A 20,263-nucleotide genomic window follows, 5' to 3' on the forward strand; every position below is an offset into this window, starting at 1 on the left:
CTGCTCGGGACCCGGGGGTCTACTTCTGGGCGGCGAGACCGACGGCGATCTCGATGAGTTGGTCTTCCTGGCCTCCGACGAGGTTGCGGCGGCCGGCCTCGATGAGGATCTCCGCGCCGGAGACCCCGTACCGATCGGCGTGCGTGGCGGCATGCTTGAGGAAGCTCGAGTACACGCCGGCATACCCCATTGTCAGCGACATCCGGTCCAGGAGGCACTCGCCGTCCATGATCGGCCGCACCACGTCCTCGGCGGCGTCGATGATCTTCAGGGTGTCGATACCCGTTCGGATACTGAGCTTCTCGGCGACGGCGACGAACGCCTCGACGGGCGTGTTGCCCGCGCCGGCGCCGAACCGGCGGGTGGAGCCGTCGATCTGCAGTGCACCGGCGCGCACCGCGAGCACCGAGTTGGCCACGCCGAGCCCCATGTTCTCGTGCCCGTGGAAACCGACCTGTGCGTCGTCGCCGAGCTCGGCGACGAGGGCCGCGACCCGGTCCGAGACCCCTTCGAGGACGAGGGCGCCGGCCGAGTCGACGACGTACACGCACTGGCAGCCGGCGTCGGCCATGATGCGCGCCTGCTTCGCGAGCACCTCGGGCGGCTGGCTGTGCGACATCATCAGGAATCCGACGGTCTCGAGTCCGAGCTCGCGGGCCAGACCGAAGTGCTGGGCGGAGATGTCGGCCTCGGTGCAGTGCGTGGCGATCCGGCAGATCGACGCGCCGTTGTCGGCGGCCTCACGGATGTCCGACCGGACACCGAGACCCGGCAGCATCAGGAACGCGATCTTCGCCTGCGTCGCGGTCTCGACGGCGGCCTTGATCAGCTCCTGTTCGGGGGTACGGCTGAAGCCGTAGTTGAACGACGAGCCACCGAGGCCGTCGCCGTGGGTGACCTCGATGACGGGCACACCGGCGGCGTCGAGTGCACCGACGATCGAGCGCACGTCCTCGACGGTGAACTGGTGACGCTTGGCATGGGAGCCGTCACGCAACGACGAGTCCGTGATCCGGATGTCGAGATCAGCGCTGTAGGGCATCGACTGTGTTCCTTCGAAAGTACGGTCTGCGGTGGGGGTCTACACGCGGGCGGTGAGCAGCTTGGCCGCGAAGCTCTCGCCCACCTTCGTGGCGGCCGCGGTCATGATGTCGAGGTTGCCCGAGTACGGCGGCAGGAAGTCGCCGGCGCCCTCGACCTCGAGGAAGATCGCCACCCGGGCGCGTCCCCCGCTCATCGGGGTGGGGTCGTCGAACTGCGGCTCGGCGCGCAGGCGGTATCCGGGGACGTAGCCCTGCACCGTGGCGGCCACCTCGTGGATCGACGCGGCGATCGCGTCGCGGTCCGCGTCCTCGGGGATCGAGCAGAACACGGTGTCGCGCATGAGCATCGGCGGCTCGGCCGGGTTGAGGATGATGATGGCCTTGCCCTTGCGGGCGCCGCCGATGGTCTCGATGCCGCGGCTGGTGGTGATGGTGAATTCGTCGATGTTGGCGCGGGTTCCGGGGCCGGCCGACGGGGAGGCGACGCTCGCGACGATCTCGGCGTACTCGACCTCGGTGACCCGGGAGACGGCGTGCACCATCGGGATCGTGGCCTGGCCACCGCAGGTGATGAGGTTGACGTTCGGCGCATCCTCGTGTTCGCCCATGTTCACGGCGGGCACGACGGCCGGCCCGAGGGCGGCCGGGGTCAGGTCGACGACCTGGATGCCGAGCTCGGCGTAGCGGGGGGCGTTCGCGCGGTGCACGTAGGCCGAGGTGGCCTCGAAGATCACGTCGGGCCGCTCGTCCTGGGCGAGCAGCCAGTCCACACCCTCGTGGCTCGCGACCAGGCCCTCCGTCGCTGCGCGGGCGAGACCCTCGCTGCTGGGGTCGACACCGATCATCCACCGCGGCTCGATGACATCCGAGCGCAGCAGTTTGTACATCAGGTCGGTGCCGATGTTGCCGGGCCCGACGATCGCGGCGGTAGCCTTCGTCACTGGTGCACTTCCTTACTTGAATTCGACTGAGACGGAGCCGATGTCGCTGAAATCGGCGCGGAAGACGTCGCCCGGGCGGGCATCGACGGCGCGAGTGCACGAACCGGGCAGGATCACGTGCCCGGCCTCGAGCCGCACCCCGAAGCTCGCCACCTTGCGGGCCAGCCACGCGACGGCGCGGGTCGGGTCACCGAGCACTGCTGCCGCCTCGCCGCGCGCGATCTCCTCGTCGCCCTGGTACAGCACCGCCGAGATCGCTCCGATGTCGACCTTGTCCGGTTCGATGCGGCCCGCTCCGAGGATCACTCCCGCGGACGAGGCGTTGTCGGCGATCGTGTCCGCCAGGCCGATGCGCCAGTCCACGATGCGCGAGTCGATGAGTTCGATGCTCGGGACGATGTACTCGGTCGCCCGCAGCACGTCCGCCTCGGTGCAGTCCTCGCCGGGCAGGGTCTCGCCCAGGACGTAGCCGATCTCGACCTCGATGCGCGGGTAGCAGAACTGCGCCGTGTCGATCGGCTCGTCCTCGGAGTACACCATCGTCGAGAGCAGGTGTCCGTAGTCGGGCTCGTCCACGCCCATCATCTTCTGCATGACCTCGGACGACAGGCCGACCTTGTGGCCGTAGACGGTGGCACCCGCCTCGAGCCGGCGGCGGATGTTGATCAGCTGGATCTCGTACGAATCCACCACGTCGATGTCGGGAAAGGTCTCCGTCAGCGGGGCGATCGCGACGCGGTCGCGCTCGGCGGCCCAGAGGAGATCGGCGGCGGCGAGTCGCCGGGAACCGTCGAGCATCGTGCACTCCTGGAACTGGTCGATGATCCGCGCGTCGTCGCGCCGATCGGGCTGTCTCGAAGGTGACATATGCGCAGGTGGGACGGCGGAAGCCCTCCCGCTCAGCGGGATCGTGGACTAGCTGCGGTCGTCGTCGCGCAGCAGGAACGCGAGCACGGCCGACAGCCACGCGTCGCGGGCTTCGATCATCGTCCAGTGCCCGCACTTCGGGAACGTGTGCAGCTCGCAGTTCGGGATGTCGCGCATGGGCAGCATCGCCATGTCCACGGGGCTGACCCGGTCGTCGCGGCCCCACGTCAGCAGAGTGGGCGCGGTGATCTTGTGCAGCTGCGCCCAGTACGGGGTGACGTTCGACGCGGCCGCTGCGGCGGCACCGGCGGCGAATGCCTTCGAGCTGTACATCCGGCGGGCGATCTCGAGGGTCTTCGGTTCGGTGGCGAGCGCCCAGCGCTCCTCGATGAGCTGGTCGGTGACCACGGCGGGGTCGTAGACCATGGACTGCAGCCAGCGGACGAGGCCCTCGCGGGTCGGGTTGTCGGTGAACTCCATGAGCAGCTTGATGCCCTCGCCCGGACCGGGCGCGAAGACGTTCTTGCCCATCCCGCCGATCGTGACGAGCTTGCGCACGCGGTGCGGCTCGTCGATGGCGACCTTGGCGGCGACGATCCCGCCCATCGAGTTGCCGACCATGTCCACGGCACCGAGACCGAGCCCGTCGAGGAAGGTGCCGACGGCCCCCTGCGCCATCACCATCGGGTGGCCGTCACCGGGGTCGCTGACGCCGAAACCAGGAAACTCGAGCACCAGGCAGCGGAAGTGCTGTGCGAAGTCGGCGAGGACGCCGCGGTAGTTGCGCCACCCCGTTACGCCGGGTCCGGAGCCGTGCAGCAGGAGCAGCGGCGGCCCGTCGCCGGCCTCGTGGTAGCGCAGCACACCCTGATCGGTGGAAAGTTCCTTCAGGGTCCCCTCGTAGCTCACTTCGGTCATCGTCGTCCCTGTTCGTCGCCGTGGTGCCGGGCACACCGCCCATTCGAACCGCAGGCTGCCAGCCCTGGTCGACGACGGCCATACACCATCCCGTTCAGCGAGATCACCGCTCCGGCGACCGGGTCGCCGCCGGCCGCGTCCGCTCAGCGGGACGCCCGTTCGGACCTCCCCTGGCCTGTCCTAGCGTCGAGCCCATCGACCACGGCGTGCTCACGCCGATCCGTCCCACGACCCGGAGGTGGACTCATGCCCCTCGAGACGACGACCCTCGCACCATCGACAGCTGACGCGCCCAGCCCGGAGGACATGCGCCGGGTGATGGGACAGTTCGCCACCGGAGTCACGGTGGTGACGGGACTGGACGACGAGGGCCCGGTGGGGTTCGCGTGCCAGTCGTTCGCCTCGGTGTCGCTCGAGCCGCCCCTGATCCTGTTCTGCGCCGACCACCGCGGCCGTGCCTGGCCCCGGATCCGTGCGACGGGGCGGTTCTGCGTCAACGTCCTCCGCGAGGACCAGTCCGACCTGTGCGCCCGGTTCGGCTCGAGCCGGGGACGCAAGTACGAGGATCTCGCGTGGGAGGTGTCCCGCTGGGGGACGCCGGCGCTGCCGGACGTGCTGATGCGCGTGCACGCGGAAGTGCACGACGTCCACGTCGCCGGCGATCACGACGTGATCATCGGCCGGGTGCTCGAGCTGGACACGGTGTGCGAGGAGCGGCCGATGGTGTTCTTCCGGGGCCGGTTCGGGATCGACCACCCGGTGCCGGTGGCCTGACCGGGTCCGTCGCCGGGAACGGACATCACCGTCGCCGATACCGTCGCCGTCCCGGGATCGGCACGACGACAATCGGAGGATGGACCCCAGGGCGCACGTGAGACGTTTCGACCACATCGGCATCACCGTCGCGGACCTCGACTCGGTGACGGCGTTCTTCGTCGGACTGGGTTTCGAGGTCGAGGGCACCGGATCCGTGGAGGGCGAGTTCGTCGAGACCGTCTGCGGCATCCCCGGCGCGCACTGTGAGATCGCCGTGCTGCGGCCGCCCGACGGAGGGACGCGGTTGGAACTCGCGAGCTTCGTCACGCCCGACCACGCGCCCGGATCGCCCATGGCGATGGCCAACGAACTCGGACTGCGCAACGTGTCCTTCGAGGTCGGCGACCTCCAGGCGGCCGTCGACGCGGTGGCTGCGGAGGGGTACGGCCTCGTCGGCGGCATCGGCGAGTACGAGAACAGCGTGCGGATGGCCTACGTGCGTGGACCCGAAGGGATCATCGTGTCACTGTTCGAGCAGATCGGCTGATGCGCGTACGCCGTCGTCATGTGTCGATGCGCCGCCGTGGGCGCGACGGAAGGTCCGAGAACGCCCTTCTGCAGCAGCCCCTTACGAGGATCGTCGCCGGTCGCGATCGGCCGGCGAAGTAGGCGCCGGCCTTCGCCGCATTCGGCCGCCCGGGCGAGGGCACTTGCTTGCGCCCGGAGCCTTCCCGTGCCATCCTCGATAACCATGACTACAGGAAAGGCGGCCACCGCCACCATCCGGTGAGCGCCGTGCCGATCTCGTCAGCGGTTCCGCACCGCACCCTGTCCACCCGAATCACCGATCCTCACGCCCTTGCCGCCGCCGTGTCCGCCCGGCGTGACCATTGGCTCGCGCAAGGACTGTGTACGAGACCTTCGGACCGGCCCGCCGCGGAATCCGCCGTCGCAGAGCTCTACCGGCGAGCGGGATTCGAGGAACCGGAGTTCGTCTGGGTACCTTCTCCCCCGGCGGCCCTGCAGTTGATTGCCGACGAGGGCTTCTCGGTCCCCCCGCTGCGCTTCGGAGAACCGGCACACCCTTCGGCGGGGATCGCCGCAATCTGGTCCGCGTCCCGTGACCGAATGGACGCGCGCACACCTCGGCGGCAGGACCCGCTTCTTCGTGCGGCCGTGTGGGATTCGTTGCGGACCTCGCTGTTCGTCGGTGTCGCGACGGCGATACGCACACTGTTGCCGGGCCCGACTCCCGGCGTCACCTGGTACGGGCAACAGGAGGCACATCGGGTCGCGTACTACGACACGCTCCGACGCTACGGTCTCGCGGGCTTCGAGTCGCGCGACGACGACCTTCTCGAGCTTCAGGGCGCACTGGTCCGTGCCACCGGATGGTGGTGGGCCTTCGAACGTGTCTGCGTCATGGCCGAACGGCCCACCGCACTGCACACCGAACCCACACCCGGGGGCGTCCACAACGAACGCCGCTTACACCACTCCGATCGTCCGGCGCTCGAATTCGCGGACGGCAGTCATGTTTTCGTGCAGAACGGCACGATCGTTCCCGATTGGGTCGTCCTCGATCCCACCGTCGAGCGGATCAACGACGAGCGCAATGTCGAGGTCCGCCGATGTGCTGTCGAACGCATCGGCTGGGACAGGTACATCGACATGGCCGCGCTCGCACTCGTGGACCGTGCCGACGATCCGGGAAACCCGGGATGCACGCTCGGACTGTATGCATCCCCGACCGGTTGGGGTCGGTCCGGCCGGATCCTGCTCGTCGTCAACGGTTCCGTCGAACGCGACGGGCAGCGGCGCCGTTACGGCCTGCACGTCCCCGATTGGGTTCCCTCCGCACTGGACGCCGCGGGCTGGACCTACGGCATCAGCGGTACCGACTATGCACAACTCGTTCGCCGAACCTGAACTCCACCGAGGTGATCCCATGCATTCCGATCTCACCCTGTCCGACCTCACGGCCCTCAGCGGTCTGGACGTCCTCGACCACCTGGACCGGGAGGTGACCGTCCCGGTGACCGATGGTCTCCAGACTCAAGGCGATCTGATCGTCATTCCGTACGCGCTTGTCGGTGCCGCCGTCGAACGCACACCGTGGGCGCGCTCCATCCGGGTGCCACTGTCGGGAGTGGAGTTGTTGCGGAGCGCCGCCGGCGGCAACCCGCACTCTCTCGTGGCCGACGAGGGCACCTGCAGGTGGACGACCCCCGTCCGGGACACCATGGGTCTCGCCCTGGGCATCGTCGAGACGACCGGGACGGCGTATCTCCTCCATCCCGAGCACGGGGCGACGGGGATCGCTCCGGGTTGCTACGTGATCCGTCGACAACGCGAGCACGGCGCAGGACGGCACGGGTCGACGCGGCTGGTCGCCGACTAATGGGAGGCGCCAAGCCTGGCCGGCAGGGTCAGGGCTCAATCCCGGGCAGACTCTTTCGTGGTCGTCACTTTGGTTCCGGCGCGTACCCGCAGGGCCACACCGAGTACATCTGCGATCGTCGGGGCGTGCGCTCCTGGAACTTTCGCGCGGTCGTCGTAGCGCCGCAACCGGACGGCATCCGCCCACCAGGGATGGGCCACCCTCTGCGTTTCGATCGCGGGTCCCCCCTGATGATCCAGTGTCGCAATCGATTCCGGCGACAGAGTTCGGGTGTAAGCCGGGTCGGTGGCCACCAGGTAGCGCTTGGCGGCGACGTGGGCTCCGGCCAACCAGCCGACCCGCTCCCCGAAGCGCGGCGCGAGCCACTCCCGAGCCACACGGTCGTGCTGCGCATCGGTGGTCAGCCCCATCAGCGGGCTGCGCGCGAGATCGTGCAGCGCACTGGCCAACACGAGCTCGTCGTCGGCTCCGTCCGCGATCGCGTGGCCGGCGGCTTGCAATGCGTGATCGAGCTGGTCCACCGCTTCACCGTCGAACACGCCGCGGAGCGAGTCCAGCAGCGCAGCAGTCTCTTCCAAGACCTCCGTGTCAGAGCTCATGCGTGTCAGCGTACACCAAATTTGGTCTATACCAATTTGTCGTCGGCCGTTTCCCGAACGTTCACCCCGTGTCGGCACCCCCGCCTGTGGGCACGTACGCGCCAGGCTGCAGGTACGCGATCACTGCCGGGGAGTTCGCAGGACCACCCGGGGAATCGCGCCTCTCACACGGATGAGATGTTGTCCTGCACAAAAAGGCATGACGACTTCCCGATACCGTTTCCGTCGTGTCGACCGGAGAGGAGGCTTGTCCGACGCTTCCTGCGAGAGTTCACCGTCAGAAGTGCCAGCCCAGCATTGCGGGGCGGGCGACGTCGAACGCGCGGTCCAGGTCGGCGATATCACCGGCGCTGCGCGCCTCAACCCGGCCGGCTGCAGCAATCGTGCGGGCCCTGTGCGCGCCGAGATACACCGCGGACAGCGCGTCCAGATCCAGCGTGATCACCGGAGTCGAGTCGGTGCGGACGCACCGGGCCCGGCCGTTGCGTACCGTCAACGCGAACGTTCCCCCGGCGCTGCGGAACGGGTCACGGACCGCCAGCACGGTGTCCAGATCGGCGGCATAGTCGCGGGCAGTCAACGCGGCCGGCACGTCCATGATCCGCAGCCACAACTCGTCGAACCGGGCGGTGGTGCGCGGCAGACGGTAGTCGGTCAGCAGCAGACGCAGCGGGTCGTCGGGATGCTGGACGGCTTCGATGCGGTGGGTCAGGTCCAGCCCGCACAGGGTGCGCCACAGCGCGGCGTGGGCGTCGTCGGTGATCGCGACCAACTCCTCGACCACCGCGACCGGCTCGTCGTCGGATCCCTTGCGGCGGAAGGTGGCGTATCCGTCGGGATGAACCAGGAAGAACAGCGCCGAGGCGCCGTCGCGGCGCTCCTCGGGATCGGCAAAGGTGTAGTCCCACTCGGCTTTCGGTCGGGCCTGCGCACCCGGCGTGCGCAGCCGCCACCAGTCGTACAGTTCCGGCAACCGGCCCGCCGCCGTCGCAGCGTCGGCCAGGACCACCCCGCCGGGATCGGGAGCGTCCTCGCGGAAGCGAGCGAAACGCCGATCGATGGTGACCTCGGTAGCGACGGTGGCCGGCCCGTATCCGAAGCGCCCGTAGATGCCGGCGTCGCGGGCGGTCAGGGCGGCCAGCGGTGCCCCGGTCGCCTCCATCCGGCGGTGCAGTTCGGTGAACATTGTCCGCAGCACGCCGCGGCGACGGTGCGTCGGGGCGACCGAAACCCAGCTGACACCGCACGCCGGGACCTGGTGCCCGCCGGGCACGGTGATCTCCATGTCCAGATACAGCGCCAGACCGATCGGCACCTCCCGCTCGGTTGCCACCACGATGTTCTCCGTACGGAACATCGGACGAAGCAGCGTCCGCTCGGCATCGATGGGGTGATAGCCGAAGCCCACCGAGTCGAGCAGCTCCAGGGCCGGCCAGTCGTCGTCGGTGGCGGTACGGATGGTGAGGAAATCGTGCACGGTCATGTCCGAGAGACTGACACAACCAGCCCCTCGAACGCGAGTGATTTGTCCGGTTCGGGCTCGGTGCGGAGGCAGTCGGATTCCTCCGCGACGGACGCGGCGATGCGTGCTCACAGCGGCCCCCGGTTCGTGACCTGGAGGCTCATGTCGACGACCCGGTCGGCGATCGCGTCCACCACGGCGCCGTCGTGGCTGATCACCAGCAGGGAGATGCGTTGTGTTCGTACGAGATCGGACAAGATGTCGAGCACCCGCTGTCGGGATGCGGGGTCGAGTCCCGTGGTGACTTCGTCGCAGATGAGCAGCGACGGCTCGACCGCCAGGGCACGGGCGAGCGCGGCGCGCTGGGCCTCGCCGCCGGAAAGGGCGGACGGATGTTGCCGGGTGATCCGTTCGGCCAGACCCACCTGGTCGAGCGCGCGGCGGGCCGCCGTGGCCGATTCCGGGCCGGTGGCACCGCGCAGGCGTGTCGGACCGCGCAGGATCTGCTCCCACACGCTGCGATACGGGTCGAAGGCCGCCTTGGCGTCCTGGAAGACGTACCCGATCGCCGCCGTCTGGTGCCGGGTCCGTCGCCGTACCGATGCGGCCAACGGGTGGCCGTCGAGAAGAACCCGTCCGGCCGTGGGTGGGTGCAAGCCGGCGACGATCCGGGCCGCGGTGGTCTTGCCGCAGCCCGAGGGGCCGTGAAGTGCCAGACATTCGCCCGGCTGGAGCGAGAGCGAGAAATGCTGCAGAACTCCGGTGTTGCGGTACCCCGCCGAAACGGCGTCCAGGGTCAACCGGGCGTCGACCCGGGTCGGGCGGCGATCCGTAGGGTCGGCGCATGTCTGCGGGATCCGCGGGGCGGCGACCGGCAGGATCTCGGCATCACCGGTCTCGAGCACCCGGCCGCCGCCCATGACGATCACACGCTGGGCGACTGCGCGGACCGCATCCAGGTCGTGGGTGACGAGCACGATCGTCAGGCCCTGCCGGGCAAGTCGGGTGATCTCGTCGAGGACCGCCGTCCGACGAGCCGGGTCCTGCCCGGTAGTGGGTTCGTCGAGGATCAGGCATGTCGGGTCTGTCAGCAGAGCCTGGGCGATGACCAGTCGTTGTTGTTGCCCACCCGACAGTTGATGCGGGTAGCGGCGCAGCATGCCCGGATCGTCGGCGAATCCCGCACGTTCGAGTGCGTCGCCCACGGTCACCGGATTCCCGCGCCCTCGGCCGGCACGAGCGATGTCGTCGAGCACGGTACCGATCCGCAGGGCGGGGTTCAGCGCCGAGGAGGGGTGCTGGGGCACGTACCCGAACCGTGCCCCGCCCGTGTCCAGGACGGCCGTGGTCACCTCCACCCCCGGGCGGTGCTCGCCCATCAATGCCAGCGCGGTGGTGGTTTTGCCGCTCCCGGAAGCCCCGACGAGCGCGGTGACAACCCCGGTGGGAATGTCCAGGTCGACGACTTCGACCAGGATCCGATCCGGTGTCCGTGCGGTCAGTCCGCGCACGCGGATGGTGCCGCTGGGCACAGCGGCGGCCTGGGCCGCCGAGATTACCTCGGTCATCGCCACTTCCTCGTCGACACCTCGCGTGTTGCCGCGCGAGCACCGGAGTCGAACAGCAGATTCACCCCCATCGCCAAGTCGATGATCAGGGCCGCGGGCAGCACGACACCCCACGGAACGAGGGCGAGGCCGGCGCGGTTGCGGTCGATCATCACGGCCCAGTCGGTGCCGGCCGAGTCCGCGCTCACCCCCAGGAAGCTGGCCGAGGCAACCAGGTAGATCGCCCCGACGAACCTCAGTCCGGCGTCCGCGGCGAGGATCGGGAGCAGTGATCGTCCCAGGTAGCCGAGGTGCCGGCGCCACCAGGTTTCCTGTTGTAGGACCAGCGCCTCCATGGCCGGGGTGTGCGCGGCGTGCAGCGCCGAGGCCCGCACCAGACGCGCCGCATCCGGGAACAGCAGCACCGCCACGGTCACTGTCAGAACGGGCAGGTCGGCGTCGGTGAGTGCCACGGCCAGCAGCAGTACCATGATCGACGGCAGCGACAGCAGCAGATCCAACGGCCGCATCAGCATCTCGTCGACGATCCGTCGCCTGGCGGTCGCGGCAGCTACCCCCCACGGCACGGCGAGCAGGTAGGTCAGGGCCACGGCCGCGGCGGCCACCAGCACCAGCGACCGCCCCCCGAGAAGGACCTGTGTGAGCAGGTCGCGCCCCTCGGAATCGGTTCCCAGGAGCCACTGGTCCCCGTAGGTGAACGCCGGGCCACGGGCACCGGGTTCGGTGAGCAGGGGCCCGAGCAGCGCGACCGCGAGCGGGACCGCGGTCAGGGCAGCCCCGATGCGCACCCGGGACCGCCCACTCGCACGCCCGAGAAACGTGGAGCCGGTCACGATGCCAGTCCGGCCGTGGGGTTGAGCTGGAACGCCACGATGTCGGCGACCGTGTTCACGGCCACCGTGATCATCGCGAACACCGTCACCAATCCCATCAACAGCGGAATGTCGCGGCTGCTGACCGCGCTGACCAGTAACTGCCCGAGACCGCCGAGCGCGAATACCGCCTCGACGACCACGACCCCGCCGAGCAGCCAATCGGCGACCCGCGCGAGATGCTGTGTCGCCGGCGTGAGCGAGCCCGGCAAGGCATGCCGCCAGATCACCCGCCGCACGGGCACACCGAGGCGACGGGTGTGCCGGATGTATTCGGAGTCGAGGGTGGTGATCAGCGACGAGCGCACCAACCGCGACAGCGAGCACACCGGGCGGATCACCAGCACCAGTACGGGCAGCACCCACAGCTCCGGTTGCATCAGCAACGGACCGCCGGCGCCGACCGCGGTGGGCGCGAACCATCCCAACCCGACCGCGAACACTGCCACCAGCACGATCGCCACCGCGAATTCCGGTGCCGCGTAGAACGCTACGGTCAGGGCCGTGACGGCCCGGTGGACCCGGTGGCCGCGGCGCACCGCGGCGACCACCCCGAGGAGCAGCGCCAACGGGACGAGCACCACGAACGCCAGGGCAGCGAGGGTCAGCGTCGGCGCCAGCGCCGAGCCCAGCATCGCTGTGACCGGGCGCCCGGATACCACGGAGGTGCCCAGGTCGCCGCCGAGCAGACCGGTCAGCCAGTCCCCGAACTGCACGGACAGCGGCCGGTCCAGCCCGAGGAGCTCGCGCAACTGCGCAATCCGCCTCGGATCTGCGTCATCGCCCGCGATCACCACCGCAGCGTCCCCCGGCAGCGCGGCGGCGATCGAGAAGACGACGACGAGTACGCCCAGCACCTGGACCAGTCCCACCGTGAGGCGGGTACCGGCGTAGCGGGCGAGCATCACGAAAGCCAGGCCCGGTCGAAGCGGGCGTACCCGAGGGTGTTGCTGGGCGCGTTCTCGGCCATCCCCGCCAGATGCGGCGCCATGCCGTGCAGGCCGTCGGAGAAGCCCCACACCAGCAGACCTCCCTCGCTGTGGAGCTGCGACTGCATCTGCTGATATGCGCGGGCCCGGATGTTCTCGTCGGTGGTTTCGCTGGCGGTGGCGAACAATGCGTCGAATTCGGGGCGGCGCCACTGGGTGTAGTTCTTTGCCGATGTCGACAGCATCCGCTGTGCGAGGTGGGTTTCGATGGGCATGGCCCCGGAGCGAAAACTCGACAGCACACCCTCGTCGAGGGTTCGCGTCCAATAGGTCGATCCCTCAGTGACTTTCACCTCGATCTTCAGTCCGGCGCGCCCGGCCTGTTCGGCGAGGATGTTCGCCGCCTTGACGAATCCGTTGGTGGCACCGGTGGTCTGCAGTTCGATGGTGGTGTTCCGGACGCCGGCCTTGCGGATCAGGGCCTCGGCCTCGTCCAGATCCAGAGCGCGCTGCGGCAGATCCGCGGCATAGTATTTGGCGTCCTTGCCGAACAGGTCGTTGCCGACCACACCGGTGCTGCCCAGCACGGTGGTCACCAGTTCCTCGCGATCGACGAGGGCGAACATCGCCCGCCTCAGATCCACGTTGTCGAAGGGGGGCCGGTCCACCTTCATTGCGAACGCCGACATCGCGCTGCGTGGCGACCGCAGGATCTGCATCCGGGCGTCGCTTTCGTAGGTGCGCGCCGAGGTGACACCGAGGTCGTCGGCGTAGTCGACCTGCCCACCGAGCAGGGCGTTGATCCGTGCGGTCTCGTCCGGAGCGGTGAGGATCTCGAGTTCGTCCACATGGGGGGCGCCGTCCCAGTAGTCCGGGAATCGCGCGGTGACGAGCGAGCGACCCGGTTCGAACGAGACGAACGTGAACGGCCCGGAGCCGATCGGACGGCTGAAGTCGGTGGTGCCCTCCGGGATGATGTAGGCGCCGAACGCGGCCAGCACGTTCGCCAGTTCCCCGCACGGGCGCGCGCAGACGAATTCGATGGTGTGGTCGTCGAGGGCGCGGGAGCGGGCGATGTCGATCACCTCGAGTGAGGCCCGCGGGCGCAGTGCGTTCGCCGGGTTGAGGATGCGCTGGTAGGAGTACAGCACGTCGGCGGCGCGCACCGGCCGGCCGTCGTGGAAGACCGCCGGGCGCAGCTTCACCGTCCAGGTGGTCGCGTCGGCGTTCGGGTGCCAGGCGGTGGCGAGCCGCGGTACCGGGCCGAGGTCGTCGCCGTATTCGACGAGTTTGTCGTAGAGCGCGTTCGCGCGGGCGACGTCGGCGTACAGGTTGGTCTTGTGCGGGTCCAGCACCTCCTGTGCGCCACCGCCGGCGAACACCGCTCGCAGTCGGCCGCCGTCCCGGGGCGCGGCGGTGGGCGCGGGGGCGGTCTCGCCGCTCGTGCTGCATGCGCCGAGCAGTACGGCGCCGGCGGCGGCGCCGAGGCCGAGGAACGAGCGCCGGCTCAGGTGCGGCAGCGCGGACAGGGTGACCGGATTCATCGGGGTTTCTCCTTGAGCAATGGATCGAGGGGTCGAGGTGAAGCGTGGGGGTGAGTCAGAGAGCCTCGGCGATCACGTGGATCCGGTCTCCGCAGAGTGCGGTGCCGGCGAGATCGGTCAGGGCTGAGCGCCCCGGCCAGCCGGTCTCGGTACGGGGTCCGGGTGTGTCGAACAGGGCCCGCACCGCGAACCCGGCGCGCTGCAGGTGGCCGGTCAGCTCCAGCGGAAACAGCAACCGCCACGCCGAGGTTTGGACGAGGGGCTCGGCGGATTCCGGGATCTGCCACTGCCGACGGCGGCGTAGCAGCTGGGCGGCGTGGTCGATCCACAAGGTGGTCTCGGCCCGCCAGGTGCGGGCGTGCCAGGAGAAGGACGAGTGGGTGGGCTCGTCGAGAAGTTCGGTGTTGCCGAGGAAGAAGGCGCCGTTGCGCATTTCGGCGATCAGCAGCCCACCGGGACGTAGGTGCCTGCGGCAGCAGCGCAGGCATGATTCCAGCTCGGCGTCGGTGTGGCAGTACAACAGGGCACTGTCGAGGCAGACGATGGCGTCGACGCCCGCGTCGACCTCGAAGGTGCGCAGGTCGCCGACCTCGGCTCTCACACCGGGATACTGTTGCTGCGCGTATCGCACCATCGCCGGGGATTGGTCGATGCCCAGGCAGCGGTATCCCCGTCGGGCCAGGTATCCCAGGTCGCGGCCGGTGCCGCAGCCCAGGTCCAGCACCGTCGCGGGGTGTGTCCGCGGCGCCGGAGCGTCGGAGGTCAGGTAGGTCGCGAGAATGTCGTCGACGAACCGGGCGGCACTGTGGTCCGAGTCGGGAAATCGTGCCTCGTACAGAGCGGGGTTGTCCGTCAACAGGTTCCGCGCCCCTGCAGCCGCGGTCACGTCCGTGCTCCGGCCGGGTCGGCGAGCAGGCCGCGGCGGTGCAACAGCCAGATCCCGGTGGCCGAACCCCACGCGAGGGCGACGCACACCAACACCCCGGGCCACCCGTTGCCCAGGTCGAGGCCGTACCCGATCAGCGCGTTTCCGCCGGCGGCGGCCAGCCCGGAGACCAGGTAGAACATCCCGAACAGAGTCCCGGAGATGTTCGACGCCCCGTATGCCGGGATCAGCTCCATCACGAACGGCTGCGCGATCAGGATGCCTGCTTCGAGGATCAGGGCGGAGAGCACCAGTGGCGCCAGCGCCAACGCGATCCGTCCCGCCCCGGGGGAGGGTGCGCCCCACAGGACCGGCAGTGCCACCACGAACGCGGCACCCATCAGGATCAGTCCCGCCGCGATGGCGGTGCCGCGGCTGGTGTGGCGATCGAACCATCGAGTCAGCCGCACCTGGGTGAGCAGACCGAAGACGGTGGTGGACAGGAACAGCACCGCAACAGCTCCACTCCAGTCGGTGATTCGCCCGGCCAGTACCGGATACACCAGGTACATCTGCGTCTGCAGGGCGAACATCCCGAGCATGGCCACCGTGAACAGCACGAACCGGCGGTCGGCTAGCACCGCACCCCAGCCGCGCAGCACCGTCGTCTCGGCGCGGTCCACCGGGTGGGCGGGCAGAAACCGCCACTGCGCCAGTGTCAGGGCGGCGAAGACGACCGCCGCGGCGACGGCGACGGTACGGAAGTCCACCGTCAGCAGCGCGCTGCCGATCAGCGGTCCCGACAATGCCCCCGCCTGTGCGAAGACGTTGAAGACCGCGAACGCCTCCGCCCGGCGCCGAGGCTCGGCGACCGCGATGTAGGAGCGCACGGCCGGATTGAACAGAGCCCCAGCCAATCCCGACAGAACGGAGGCGAGCAGCAGCAGCGGCACGCTGGTGCCCACAGCGAACACCGCGAAGCCCACCGACCGCAGTGCGCAGCCGGCGATGACGACCCGATGGGGTCCGAGCCGGTCGGCAGCGGTGCCCCCGATCAGGAACAAGCCCTGCTGGCTGAGGGTGCGCGCCCCGAGGACCAGGCCGGTGATCGCCAGGGACAGACCCAGGTTCCCGGTCAGATGCATCGACAGGAACGGCACCAATATGTAGAAGCCGGTGTTGACGCCGTACTGGTTGAGCACCAGCAGTTGTACCGAGCGGGGGAAGCTGCGCAGCAGAGCGAATGTCCCTGCCGGGGAGTCGGTGGCGGTCATCGCGATTCCTCGTTGTCGGGCCGGTACACGCCGAGTCCGGGCAGGCCGCTCGGACGCAGCTTTCCGTCGTCACCCCCGAGGCCGGCCCACGGGTCCCGGGCGAGCAGCAGGTGCCCGTCCAGATCGCACCATCGGGCCAGGGACGCCAGCTGCGCCGCGGGGGCGACACCCAGCGAGCTGCACACCAGACAGCCGAGCATCACCTCCATTCCGCGCGCGCCGGCCGCTACGGCCAGTGCGTGGGCGCGGTAGATGCCGCCGCACTTGGTGAGTTTGATGTTCACCACGTCCGCGAGGCCGGTCAGCTCGTCCAGGTCCGCCAGGTCGTGGACCGCCTCGTCCGCGACGAGCGGAAGATCGGTGCGGCTGCGCAGCTCCCGTATTCCGTCTCGATCGTGCACCGGCAGTGGTTGTTCGAGCGCGACGACCGGCAGACCATCGCTGTCGGCGAGCACCGACAGGGCGGTGGCCGCGCTCCACGCCTCGTTCGGGTCGACGATCAGATCCACGCCTGGCGCGGCAGCGGCGATGGCGGCCAGCCGCCGTACCGATTCGGTCGGGTCGGCGTCGGTCTTGACCTTCAGCAGAGCGAACCCGCGCCGCGACAACTCGGCGGCCTCGGCGGCCATGTCCTGGGGCGCACCGATTCCGAGGGTGCGGGAGATCGGGATCTCGGCGGACAGCGGCAGTCCGAGGTGCGCAGCGACCGTCTGCCTGTTCACGCGTGCCCGGTAGTCGGCGACGGCGGACCACACGGCGCCGGCGACCGCCGGGTGCACCTGCGCCGGGATCGTTTCGGGAATCCCTGGGGCACCGCAGCACGCCGCGACTGCCCGCAGCTGGGTCTCGATGAGGTGCACGTCCAGGCCCGCGAACACGGAGGTGACGACCTCGCCGCGGCCGCACGATCCCGTGCCGGGGTCGGTCACGGTGACCGTGACCGCCTGGCGGGACGACATCACCGCCCGGCTGATCCGGAACGGCCGGGCCAGGGCAAGGGTGCTCACCGACCAGGTCAGCCTCATCGCGCCGTCTCCATCCGGTCCCTCGCCCCCGGGTGCGGGGCCCGCACGGCTTCGCACCGCGTCCAGCACTCCGCCGGGTCCCCGCACTCGGCGATCTCGTGCGGATGTGTTCGCGGCGGAGCGAGCAGGCCGTACCGAGCACACCAGTCGTCGTCGAAGATGGTGCGCAGGTAGCGGTCGGGGCCGTCCGGAAAGACGGTGACCACCGGGCCCGGCCAGCGGGTGGCCGCCCACCCGGCCACCGTGGCCACCGCACCCGTCGACCAGCCGCCGGTGTGGAAGCCGTCCCGCGCCAGGCTGCGGCAGGCGTGCACGGCCTCGCGCGGGCCGACCCAGTGCACCTCGTCGAACATCTCGTATCGCACATTGCCCGGATGCACGCTGCTACCCAGTCCCCGCATGACCCGGCAGGTGGCGGGCTGTCCGAAGATCGTCGACCCCACCGCATCGACCCCGATGATCCGCAGGTCCGGCCACACCTGCCGCAACCGCAGACCCACTCCGCTGCTGTGGCCGCCGGTGCCCACACTGCACACAAGCACCTCGGCCCGCTCGATACCCTGTGCGGCCAGGCCCGCGACGATCTCGTCGGCGAGCCCGTGGTAGCCCACGGCGTTGTCGGGATTGTCGTACTGGTTGGGCCAGTACGCATCCGGGTCGGCGGCAAGAATCCGGTGCAGGACATCGAGCCTGGCCTGCTGCCACCCGCCCTCCGGGTGCGGACGGTCCACGATCTCCAAGGTGGCACCCAGCGCGCACAGCAGATTGCGCATGGCGGGCTCGAGCTCGGAGTCCACCACCAGGGTGACGGGGTGGCCGAGTGGCTGTGCTACGTATGCCAGCCCCACCCCCAAAGTGCCGCTGGTGGATTCGACGATCCGCGCACCGTCCCGCAGCTGCCCGCGTCGCCGGGCACCGACCAGCATCGACAGGGCCGACCGCGCCTTGAGCCCACCGAAGCCGAGCGACTCGATCTTCGCGAAGTAGCCCGGATGCGGGTTCGGCACCGGGGTGAGGATGCGCACGAGTGGGCTGTCCCCCACCCGCGCCGGCGACTCGATCACGGTCATCGTGCCCGCGACCCGTGGTACAGGTAGATCGGGCCGGCGTCCCCGGTGAGCCAGAAGAACGGGTACGGCTCGGCCGAGAGTGCGTCGATGCCGTGTCCGAGCAACTCCCGGGCGACCGCGGCGCCACTCTGGGCGAACATCGTGACCGGAATCCGCCGGCCGGACGCGGCTACCCCCGCGAACAAGGTGTCGGCGGTGCCGTTGCCCAGCATCATCCCGCTGGCCAGCACCGCATCACACTCGTCGAGGTGCTCGGCGAAGTCGGTGACGATCGGCTCACCCCACTCGGTGGTGCCACCCTTCAGATCACAGGGCACGTACCGCAGCCCGCGCTCGCGCAGGCTGACGAGCAGCGAGTTGACCACTCCGATCACCAGCACCCGCCCGTCGGATGGTGCGTCGACCAGCCCGGTCACGTGATGCGCCCGGGCCAGCGAGCGGTGCAACGAATCCCCGGAATCCAGCTGCGCCGCCACTGCGCGAGGCTCACCCGAGTGCGGCCGCCGGTGCGTCAGGTAGGCGTCGAGTGCAGCGATCTGCACGGCGGTCTCGGCATGGTGCAGCAGGTCGGCCACCGCCACCCCTGCACAGGCGTGCACGATCTCCGGGTCCACCGAGCCCGGCTCGACCGCGCACGAGCCCGTCGCAGCCCCGACCCGCAGCGAGATCACCTGGTTGCGGTAGCCGCCGCTGCGCCCGCTGTGCCGTACTCCCTGTGATGTGGTGAACGCAACCGACACCATCACGTCGCGCGCGGGACGCCGGGCAGGGTCGGTGCGGTAGCGCTCGAGAAGCGCAGCCAGGCGGCCGTTCGTCGCGGCGCCGATCGCAGTGGTGGCGGTCACGACGCCGGCTCTTCGCCGTATGTGGCGGAGATCGACGACAGCAGGTGCTCAGCCAGCGGGCGGGCCCCGAACCGCTCCGACGAGACGACGACGATGCTGCCCAGGTAGCTGTTGTTGTCCATTCCCACCGTAGTTCGGTGACCGGGCCCCTTGAACGCCGCCGAGGCCACCGCCGGATCGGCTGTGACGGTGTCGATTCCTTCGATTCCGGTCACAACACCCGCCCTCGTCGGCACCAGCATGCTCACGGCTGCGCTCGAGGGCCGTCCGCCGTCACGGTGCTCGTCCGGGACCGTCGGGAGGATCGGCTCGCGTCCCAGTGCGAGCTCGACCGCCACCCGCGGCAGGTCGACTCCGCTCACATGCCGGATCAGCTCGGTGATCTGGTTGCCGGCCGGCCGCGGATTGATCTCGATGATCCGGGGCCCGGCGGAGGTCAGGCGTAGTTCGGTGTGCACCACCCCGTGATCGAGACCCACCGCCTCGATCGCCTCCTCAGCGGCGGTCACCACTCTCGCGCGGTCTCGCTCTGCCAGGTCGGCCGGGAACATGTGCCCGGTCTCCACGAAACCCGACGCCCCACCCAGGCTCTTGTCGGTCACGCCGACCGTGTGGACCTTGCCGCGCGAAATCCAGCTCTCCACACTGAATTCCGGGCCGGTGAGGAACTCCTCGAGCAACACCGCCGAGTTCCGCTGCTGCCCGCGCGCATTGATCTCGAACCCCCGCAGCGCGTGCACCGCCGACTCGACATCCGACCAACTGTCCGCGCGCCGCACGAACATTCCCGCACAGAGATCGGTGGGCTTGACCACCAAGGGGAATCCCACCGACTCGGCCGCGGTACGGAGCCGGATCGGGTCGTCGACCGACACGGTGGTGTGCCGCGGCCCCGGGACACCGACGCAATCCAACACCGCCCGGGTGCGCGCCTTGTCGCAGGCCGTCTCGATCGCCTCGGGTGCCGGACCGGGAAGTCCGAGTGCGGCGGCAATTCGCGCGGCGGTCGGCAGGTAGTAGTCGCAGCTGGTGAGGACGCCGTCGATCCTTGCCTCGGCATCGATCCGCCGCGCCGCCTCGAGTGCGGCAGCCGGATCGTTGGTCTCGGCAGTCGCTACCGCACGACCGAGACGCAGCGGATGCGGGGAACCGTCCGGCAGGGTGTCCGGGTAGTGCTCCGGTCGTCGGGTCAGGAACGTGAACTCGACTCCCAGGTCGGCAATCGCTCTCGGCAGCAACGTTCCCATTGCTCCGACCCAACTCTCTACCAGCAGTAGGTGTGCC

The 20,263-nt window shown here is 69.5% G+C and carries 20 protein-coding genes; 4 read left to right on the plus strand and 16 right to left on the minus strand.

The annotated features are described in order from the left end of the window. Window positions 1-19 precede the first annotated feature (19 nt). From dmpG to ACM26Y_RS21130, 4 genes are all read right to left on the minus strand, one after another. Window positions 20-1,042, minus strand: coding sequence for a 4-hydroxy-2-oxovalerate aldolase (dmpG, locus tag ACM26Y_RS21115; protein ID WP_416061858.1), 1,023 nt, complete (start codon window positions 1,040-1,042; stop codon window positions 20-22). A 39-nt stretch (window positions 1,043-1,081) separates the two neighbouring features. Further along, the gene (locus ACM26Y_RS21120) at window positions 1,082-1,984 is read right to left on the minus strand and encodes an acetaldehyde dehydrogenase (acetylating) (protein WP_003934759.1); all 903 of its coding nucleotides are present in this window, start codon (window positions 1,982-1,984) and stop codon (window positions 1,082-1,084) included. A gap of 12 nt (window positions 1,985-1,996) precedes the next feature. Next, entirely contained in the window at window positions 1,997-2,782 is a 786-nt protein-coding gene (locus tag ACM26Y_RS21125) for a 2-keto-4-pentenoate hydratase (RefSeq protein ID WP_003934760.1), read from the minus strand. 117 nt (window positions 2,783-2,899) lie between these two features. Further along, a complete protein-coding gene (locus ACM26Y_RS21130; RefSeq protein WP_054371298.1) occupies window positions 2,900-3,769 on the minus strand; it encodes an alpha/beta fold hydrolase in 870 nt (289 codons plus the stop codon). Window positions 3,770-4,015: 246 nt separating this feature from the next. Between ACM26Y_RS21130 and ACM26Y_RS21135 the strand changes: the two genes are divergently transcribed. The 4 genes from ACM26Y_RS21135 to ACM26Y_RS21150 all read left to right on the plus strand — a co-directional run bounded on the left by ACM26Y_RS21135 (window position 4,016) and on the right by ACM26Y_RS21150 (window position 6,926). After that, a complete protein-coding gene (locus tag ACM26Y_RS21135) occupies window positions 4,016-4,543 on the plus strand; it encodes a flavin reductase family protein (protein WP_040781099.1) in 528 nt (175 codons plus the stop codon). Between the two features lie 79 nt (window positions 4,544-4,622). After that, entirely contained in the window at window positions 4,623-5,072 is a 450-nt protein-coding gene (locus ACM26Y_RS21140; protein ID WP_416061859.1) for a VOC family protein, read from the plus strand. Window positions 5,073-5,311: 239 nt separating this feature from the next. Beyond that, window positions 5,312-6,454, plus strand: coding sequence for a DUF6745 domain-containing protein (locus ACM26Y_RS21145; RefSeq protein ID WP_416061860.1), 1,143 nt, complete (start codon window positions 5,312-5,314; stop codon window positions 6,452-6,454). Window positions 6,455-6,473: 19 nt separating this feature from the next. Further along, a complete protein-coding gene (locus ACM26Y_RS21150; protein WP_416061861.1) occupies window positions 6,474-6,926 on the plus strand; it encodes a hypothetical protein in 453 nt (150 codons plus the stop codon). 35 nt (window positions 6,927-6,961) lie between these two features. On the opposite strand, the gene ACM26Y_RS21155 is transcribed toward ACM26Y_RS21150, so the two are convergent. From ACM26Y_RS21155 to ACM26Y_RS21210, 12 genes are all read right to left on the minus strand, one after another. Then, a complete protein-coding gene (locus ACM26Y_RS21155; RefSeq protein WP_416061862.1) occupies window positions 6,962-7,525 on the minus strand; it encodes an HD domain-containing protein in 564 nt (187 codons plus the stop codon). A 277-nt stretch (window positions 7,526-7,802) separates the two neighbouring features. After that, window positions 7,803-9,008 carry a GNAT family N-acetyltransferase gene (locus ACM26Y_RS21160; protein WP_416061863.1) on the minus strand — a complete coding sequence of 402 codons (1,206 nt, stop codon included), beginning with the start codon at window positions 9,006-9,008 and terminating at the stop codon, window positions 7,803-7,805. 107 nt (window positions 9,009-9,115) lie between these two features. After that, window positions 9,116-10,555 (minus strand): ABC transporter ATP-binding protein, encoded by a 1,440-nt coding sequence (locus ACM26Y_RS21165; protein ID WP_416061864.1) that lies wholly within the window; start codon window positions 10,553-10,555, stop codon window positions 9,116-9,118. Next, complete coding sequence (locus ACM26Y_RS21170) at window positions 10,552-11,388, minus strand: ABC transporter permease subunit (protein WP_416061865.1); 837 nt, start codon at window positions 11,386-11,388, stop codon at window positions 10,552-10,554. Before ACM26Y_RS21170 ends, ACM26Y_RS21165 begins: the two co-directional genes overlap by 4 nt. Further along, window positions 11,385-12,332 (minus strand): ABC transporter permease, encoded by a 948-nt coding sequence (locus tag ACM26Y_RS21175; RefSeq protein ID WP_102031592.1) that lies wholly within the window; start codon window positions 12,330-12,332, stop codon window positions 11,385-11,387. Before ACM26Y_RS21175 ends, ACM26Y_RS21170 begins: the two co-directional genes overlap by 4 nt. Beyond that, window positions 12,332-13,900 (minus strand): ABC transporter substrate-binding protein, encoded by a 1,569-nt coding sequence (locus ACM26Y_RS21180; protein WP_416061866.1) that lies wholly within the window; start codon window positions 13,898-13,900, stop codon window positions 12,332-12,334. The genes ACM26Y_RS21175 and ACM26Y_RS21180 overlap by 1 nt, the downstream gene beginning before the upstream one ends. A gap of 55 nt (window positions 13,901-13,955) precedes the next feature. Next, entirely contained in the window at window positions 13,956-14,786 is an 831-nt protein-coding gene (locus tag ACM26Y_RS21185) for a class I SAM-dependent methyltransferase (protein WP_416061867.1), read from the minus strand. Further along, window positions 14,783-16,039, minus strand: coding sequence for an MFS transporter (locus ACM26Y_RS21190; RefSeq protein ID WP_102031595.1), 1,257 nt, complete (start codon window positions 16,037-16,039; stop codon window positions 14,783-14,785). Before ACM26Y_RS21190 ends, ACM26Y_RS21185 begins: the two co-directional genes overlap by 4 nt. Beyond that, a complete protein-coding gene (locus tag ACM26Y_RS21195) occupies window positions 16,036-17,064 on the minus strand; it encodes an enolase C-terminal domain-like protein (protein WP_102031596.1) in 1,029 nt (342 codons plus the stop codon). The genes ACM26Y_RS21190 and ACM26Y_RS21195 overlap by 4 nt, the downstream gene beginning before the upstream one ends. Beyond that, window positions 17,061-18,134 carry a PLP-dependent cysteine synthase family protein gene (locus ACM26Y_RS21200; RefSeq protein WP_102031597.1) on the minus strand — a complete coding sequence of 358 codons (1,074 nt, stop codon included), beginning with the start codon at window positions 18,132-18,134 and terminating at the stop codon, window positions 17,061-17,063. Before ACM26Y_RS21200 ends, ACM26Y_RS21195 begins: the two co-directional genes overlap by 4 nt. After that, window positions 18,131-18,979 (minus strand): hypothetical protein, encoded by an 849-nt coding sequence (locus ACM26Y_RS21205; RefSeq protein ID WP_416061868.1) that lies wholly within the window; start codon window positions 18,977-18,979, stop codon window positions 18,131-18,133. Before ACM26Y_RS21205 ends, ACM26Y_RS21200 begins: the two co-directional genes overlap by 4 nt. Continuing rightward, on the minus strand, window positions 18,976-20,226 hold the full coding sequence (locus ACM26Y_RS21210) for an ATP-grasp domain-containing protein (protein ID WP_416061869.1): 1,251 nt from the start codon (window positions 20,224-20,226) through the stop codon (window positions 18,976-18,978). The genes ACM26Y_RS21205 and ACM26Y_RS21210 overlap by 4 nt, the downstream gene beginning before the upstream one ends. Window positions 20,227-20,263: the final 37 nt, after the last annotated feature.

It is taken from the genome of Rhodococcus indonesiensis (genome assembly GCF_047782815.1).
Classification (GTDB): Bacteria; Actinomycetota; Actinomycetes; order Mycobacteriales; family Mycobacteriaceae; genus Rhodococcus; species Rhodococcus indonesiensis.

Excerpts from the sequence above, each read along its gene's own strand:
- dmpG (WP_416061858.1), bottom strand. The coding sequence starts at position 1,042 with ATGCCCTACAGCGCTGATCTCGACATCCGGATCACGGACTCGTCGTTG.
- ACM26Y_RS21125 (WP_003934760.1), bottom strand. The coding sequence starts at position 2,782 with ATGCTCGACGGTTCCCGGCGACTCGCCGCCGCCGATCTCCTCTGGGCC.
- ACM26Y_RS21130 (WP_054371298.1), bottom strand. The coding sequence starts at position 3,769 with ATGACCGAAGTGAGCTACGAGGGGACCCTGAAGGAACTTTCCACCGAT.
- ACM26Y_RS21135 (WP_040781099.1), top strand. The coding sequence starts at position 4,016 with ATGCCCCTCGAGACGACGACCCTCGCACCATCGACAGCTGACGCGCCC.
- ACM26Y_RS21140 (WP_416061859.1), top strand. The coding sequence starts at position 4,623 with ATGGACCCCAGGGCGCACGTGAGACGTTTCGACCACATCGGCATCACC.
- ACM26Y_RS21150 (WP_416061861.1), top strand. The coding sequence starts at position 6,474 with ATGCATTCCGATCTCACCCTGTCCGACCTCACGGCCCTCAGCGGTCTG.
- ACM26Y_RS21155 (WP_416061862.1), bottom strand. The coding sequence starts at position 7,525 with ATGAGCTCTGACACGGAGGTCTTGGAAGAGACTGCTGCGCTGCTGGAC.
- ACM26Y_RS21160 (WP_416061863.1), bottom strand. The coding sequence starts at position 9,008 with ATGACCGTGCACGATTTCCTCACCATCCGTACCGCCACCGACGACGAC.
- ACM26Y_RS21165 (WP_416061864.1), bottom strand. The coding sequence starts at position 10,555 with ATGACCGAGGTAATCTCGGCGGCCCAGGCCGCCGCTGTGCCCAGCGGC.
- ACM26Y_RS21175 (WP_102031592.1), bottom strand. The coding sequence starts at position 12,332 with ATGCTCGCCCGCTACGCCGGTACCCGCCTCACGGTGGGACTGGTCCAG.
- ACM26Y_RS21180 (WP_416061866.1), bottom strand. The coding sequence starts at position 13,900 with ATGAATCCGGTCACCCTGTCCGCGCTGCCGCACCTGAGCCGGCGCTCG.
- ACM26Y_RS21190 (WP_102031595.1), bottom strand. The coding sequence starts at position 16,039 with ATGACCGCCACCGACTCCCCGGCAGGGACATTCGCTCTGCTGCGCAGC.
- ACM26Y_RS21195 (WP_102031596.1), bottom strand. The coding sequence starts at position 17,064 with ATGAGGCTGACCTGGTCGGTGAGCACCCTTGCCCTGGCCCGGCCGTTC.
- ACM26Y_RS21200 (WP_102031597.1), bottom strand. The coding sequence starts at position 18,134 with ATGACCGTGATCGAGTCGCCGGCGCGGGTGGGGGACAGCCCACTCGTG.
- ACM26Y_RS21210 (WP_416061869.1), bottom strand. The coding sequence starts at position 20,226 with ATGGGAACGTTGCTGCCGAGAGCGATTGCCGACCTGGGAGTCGAGTTC.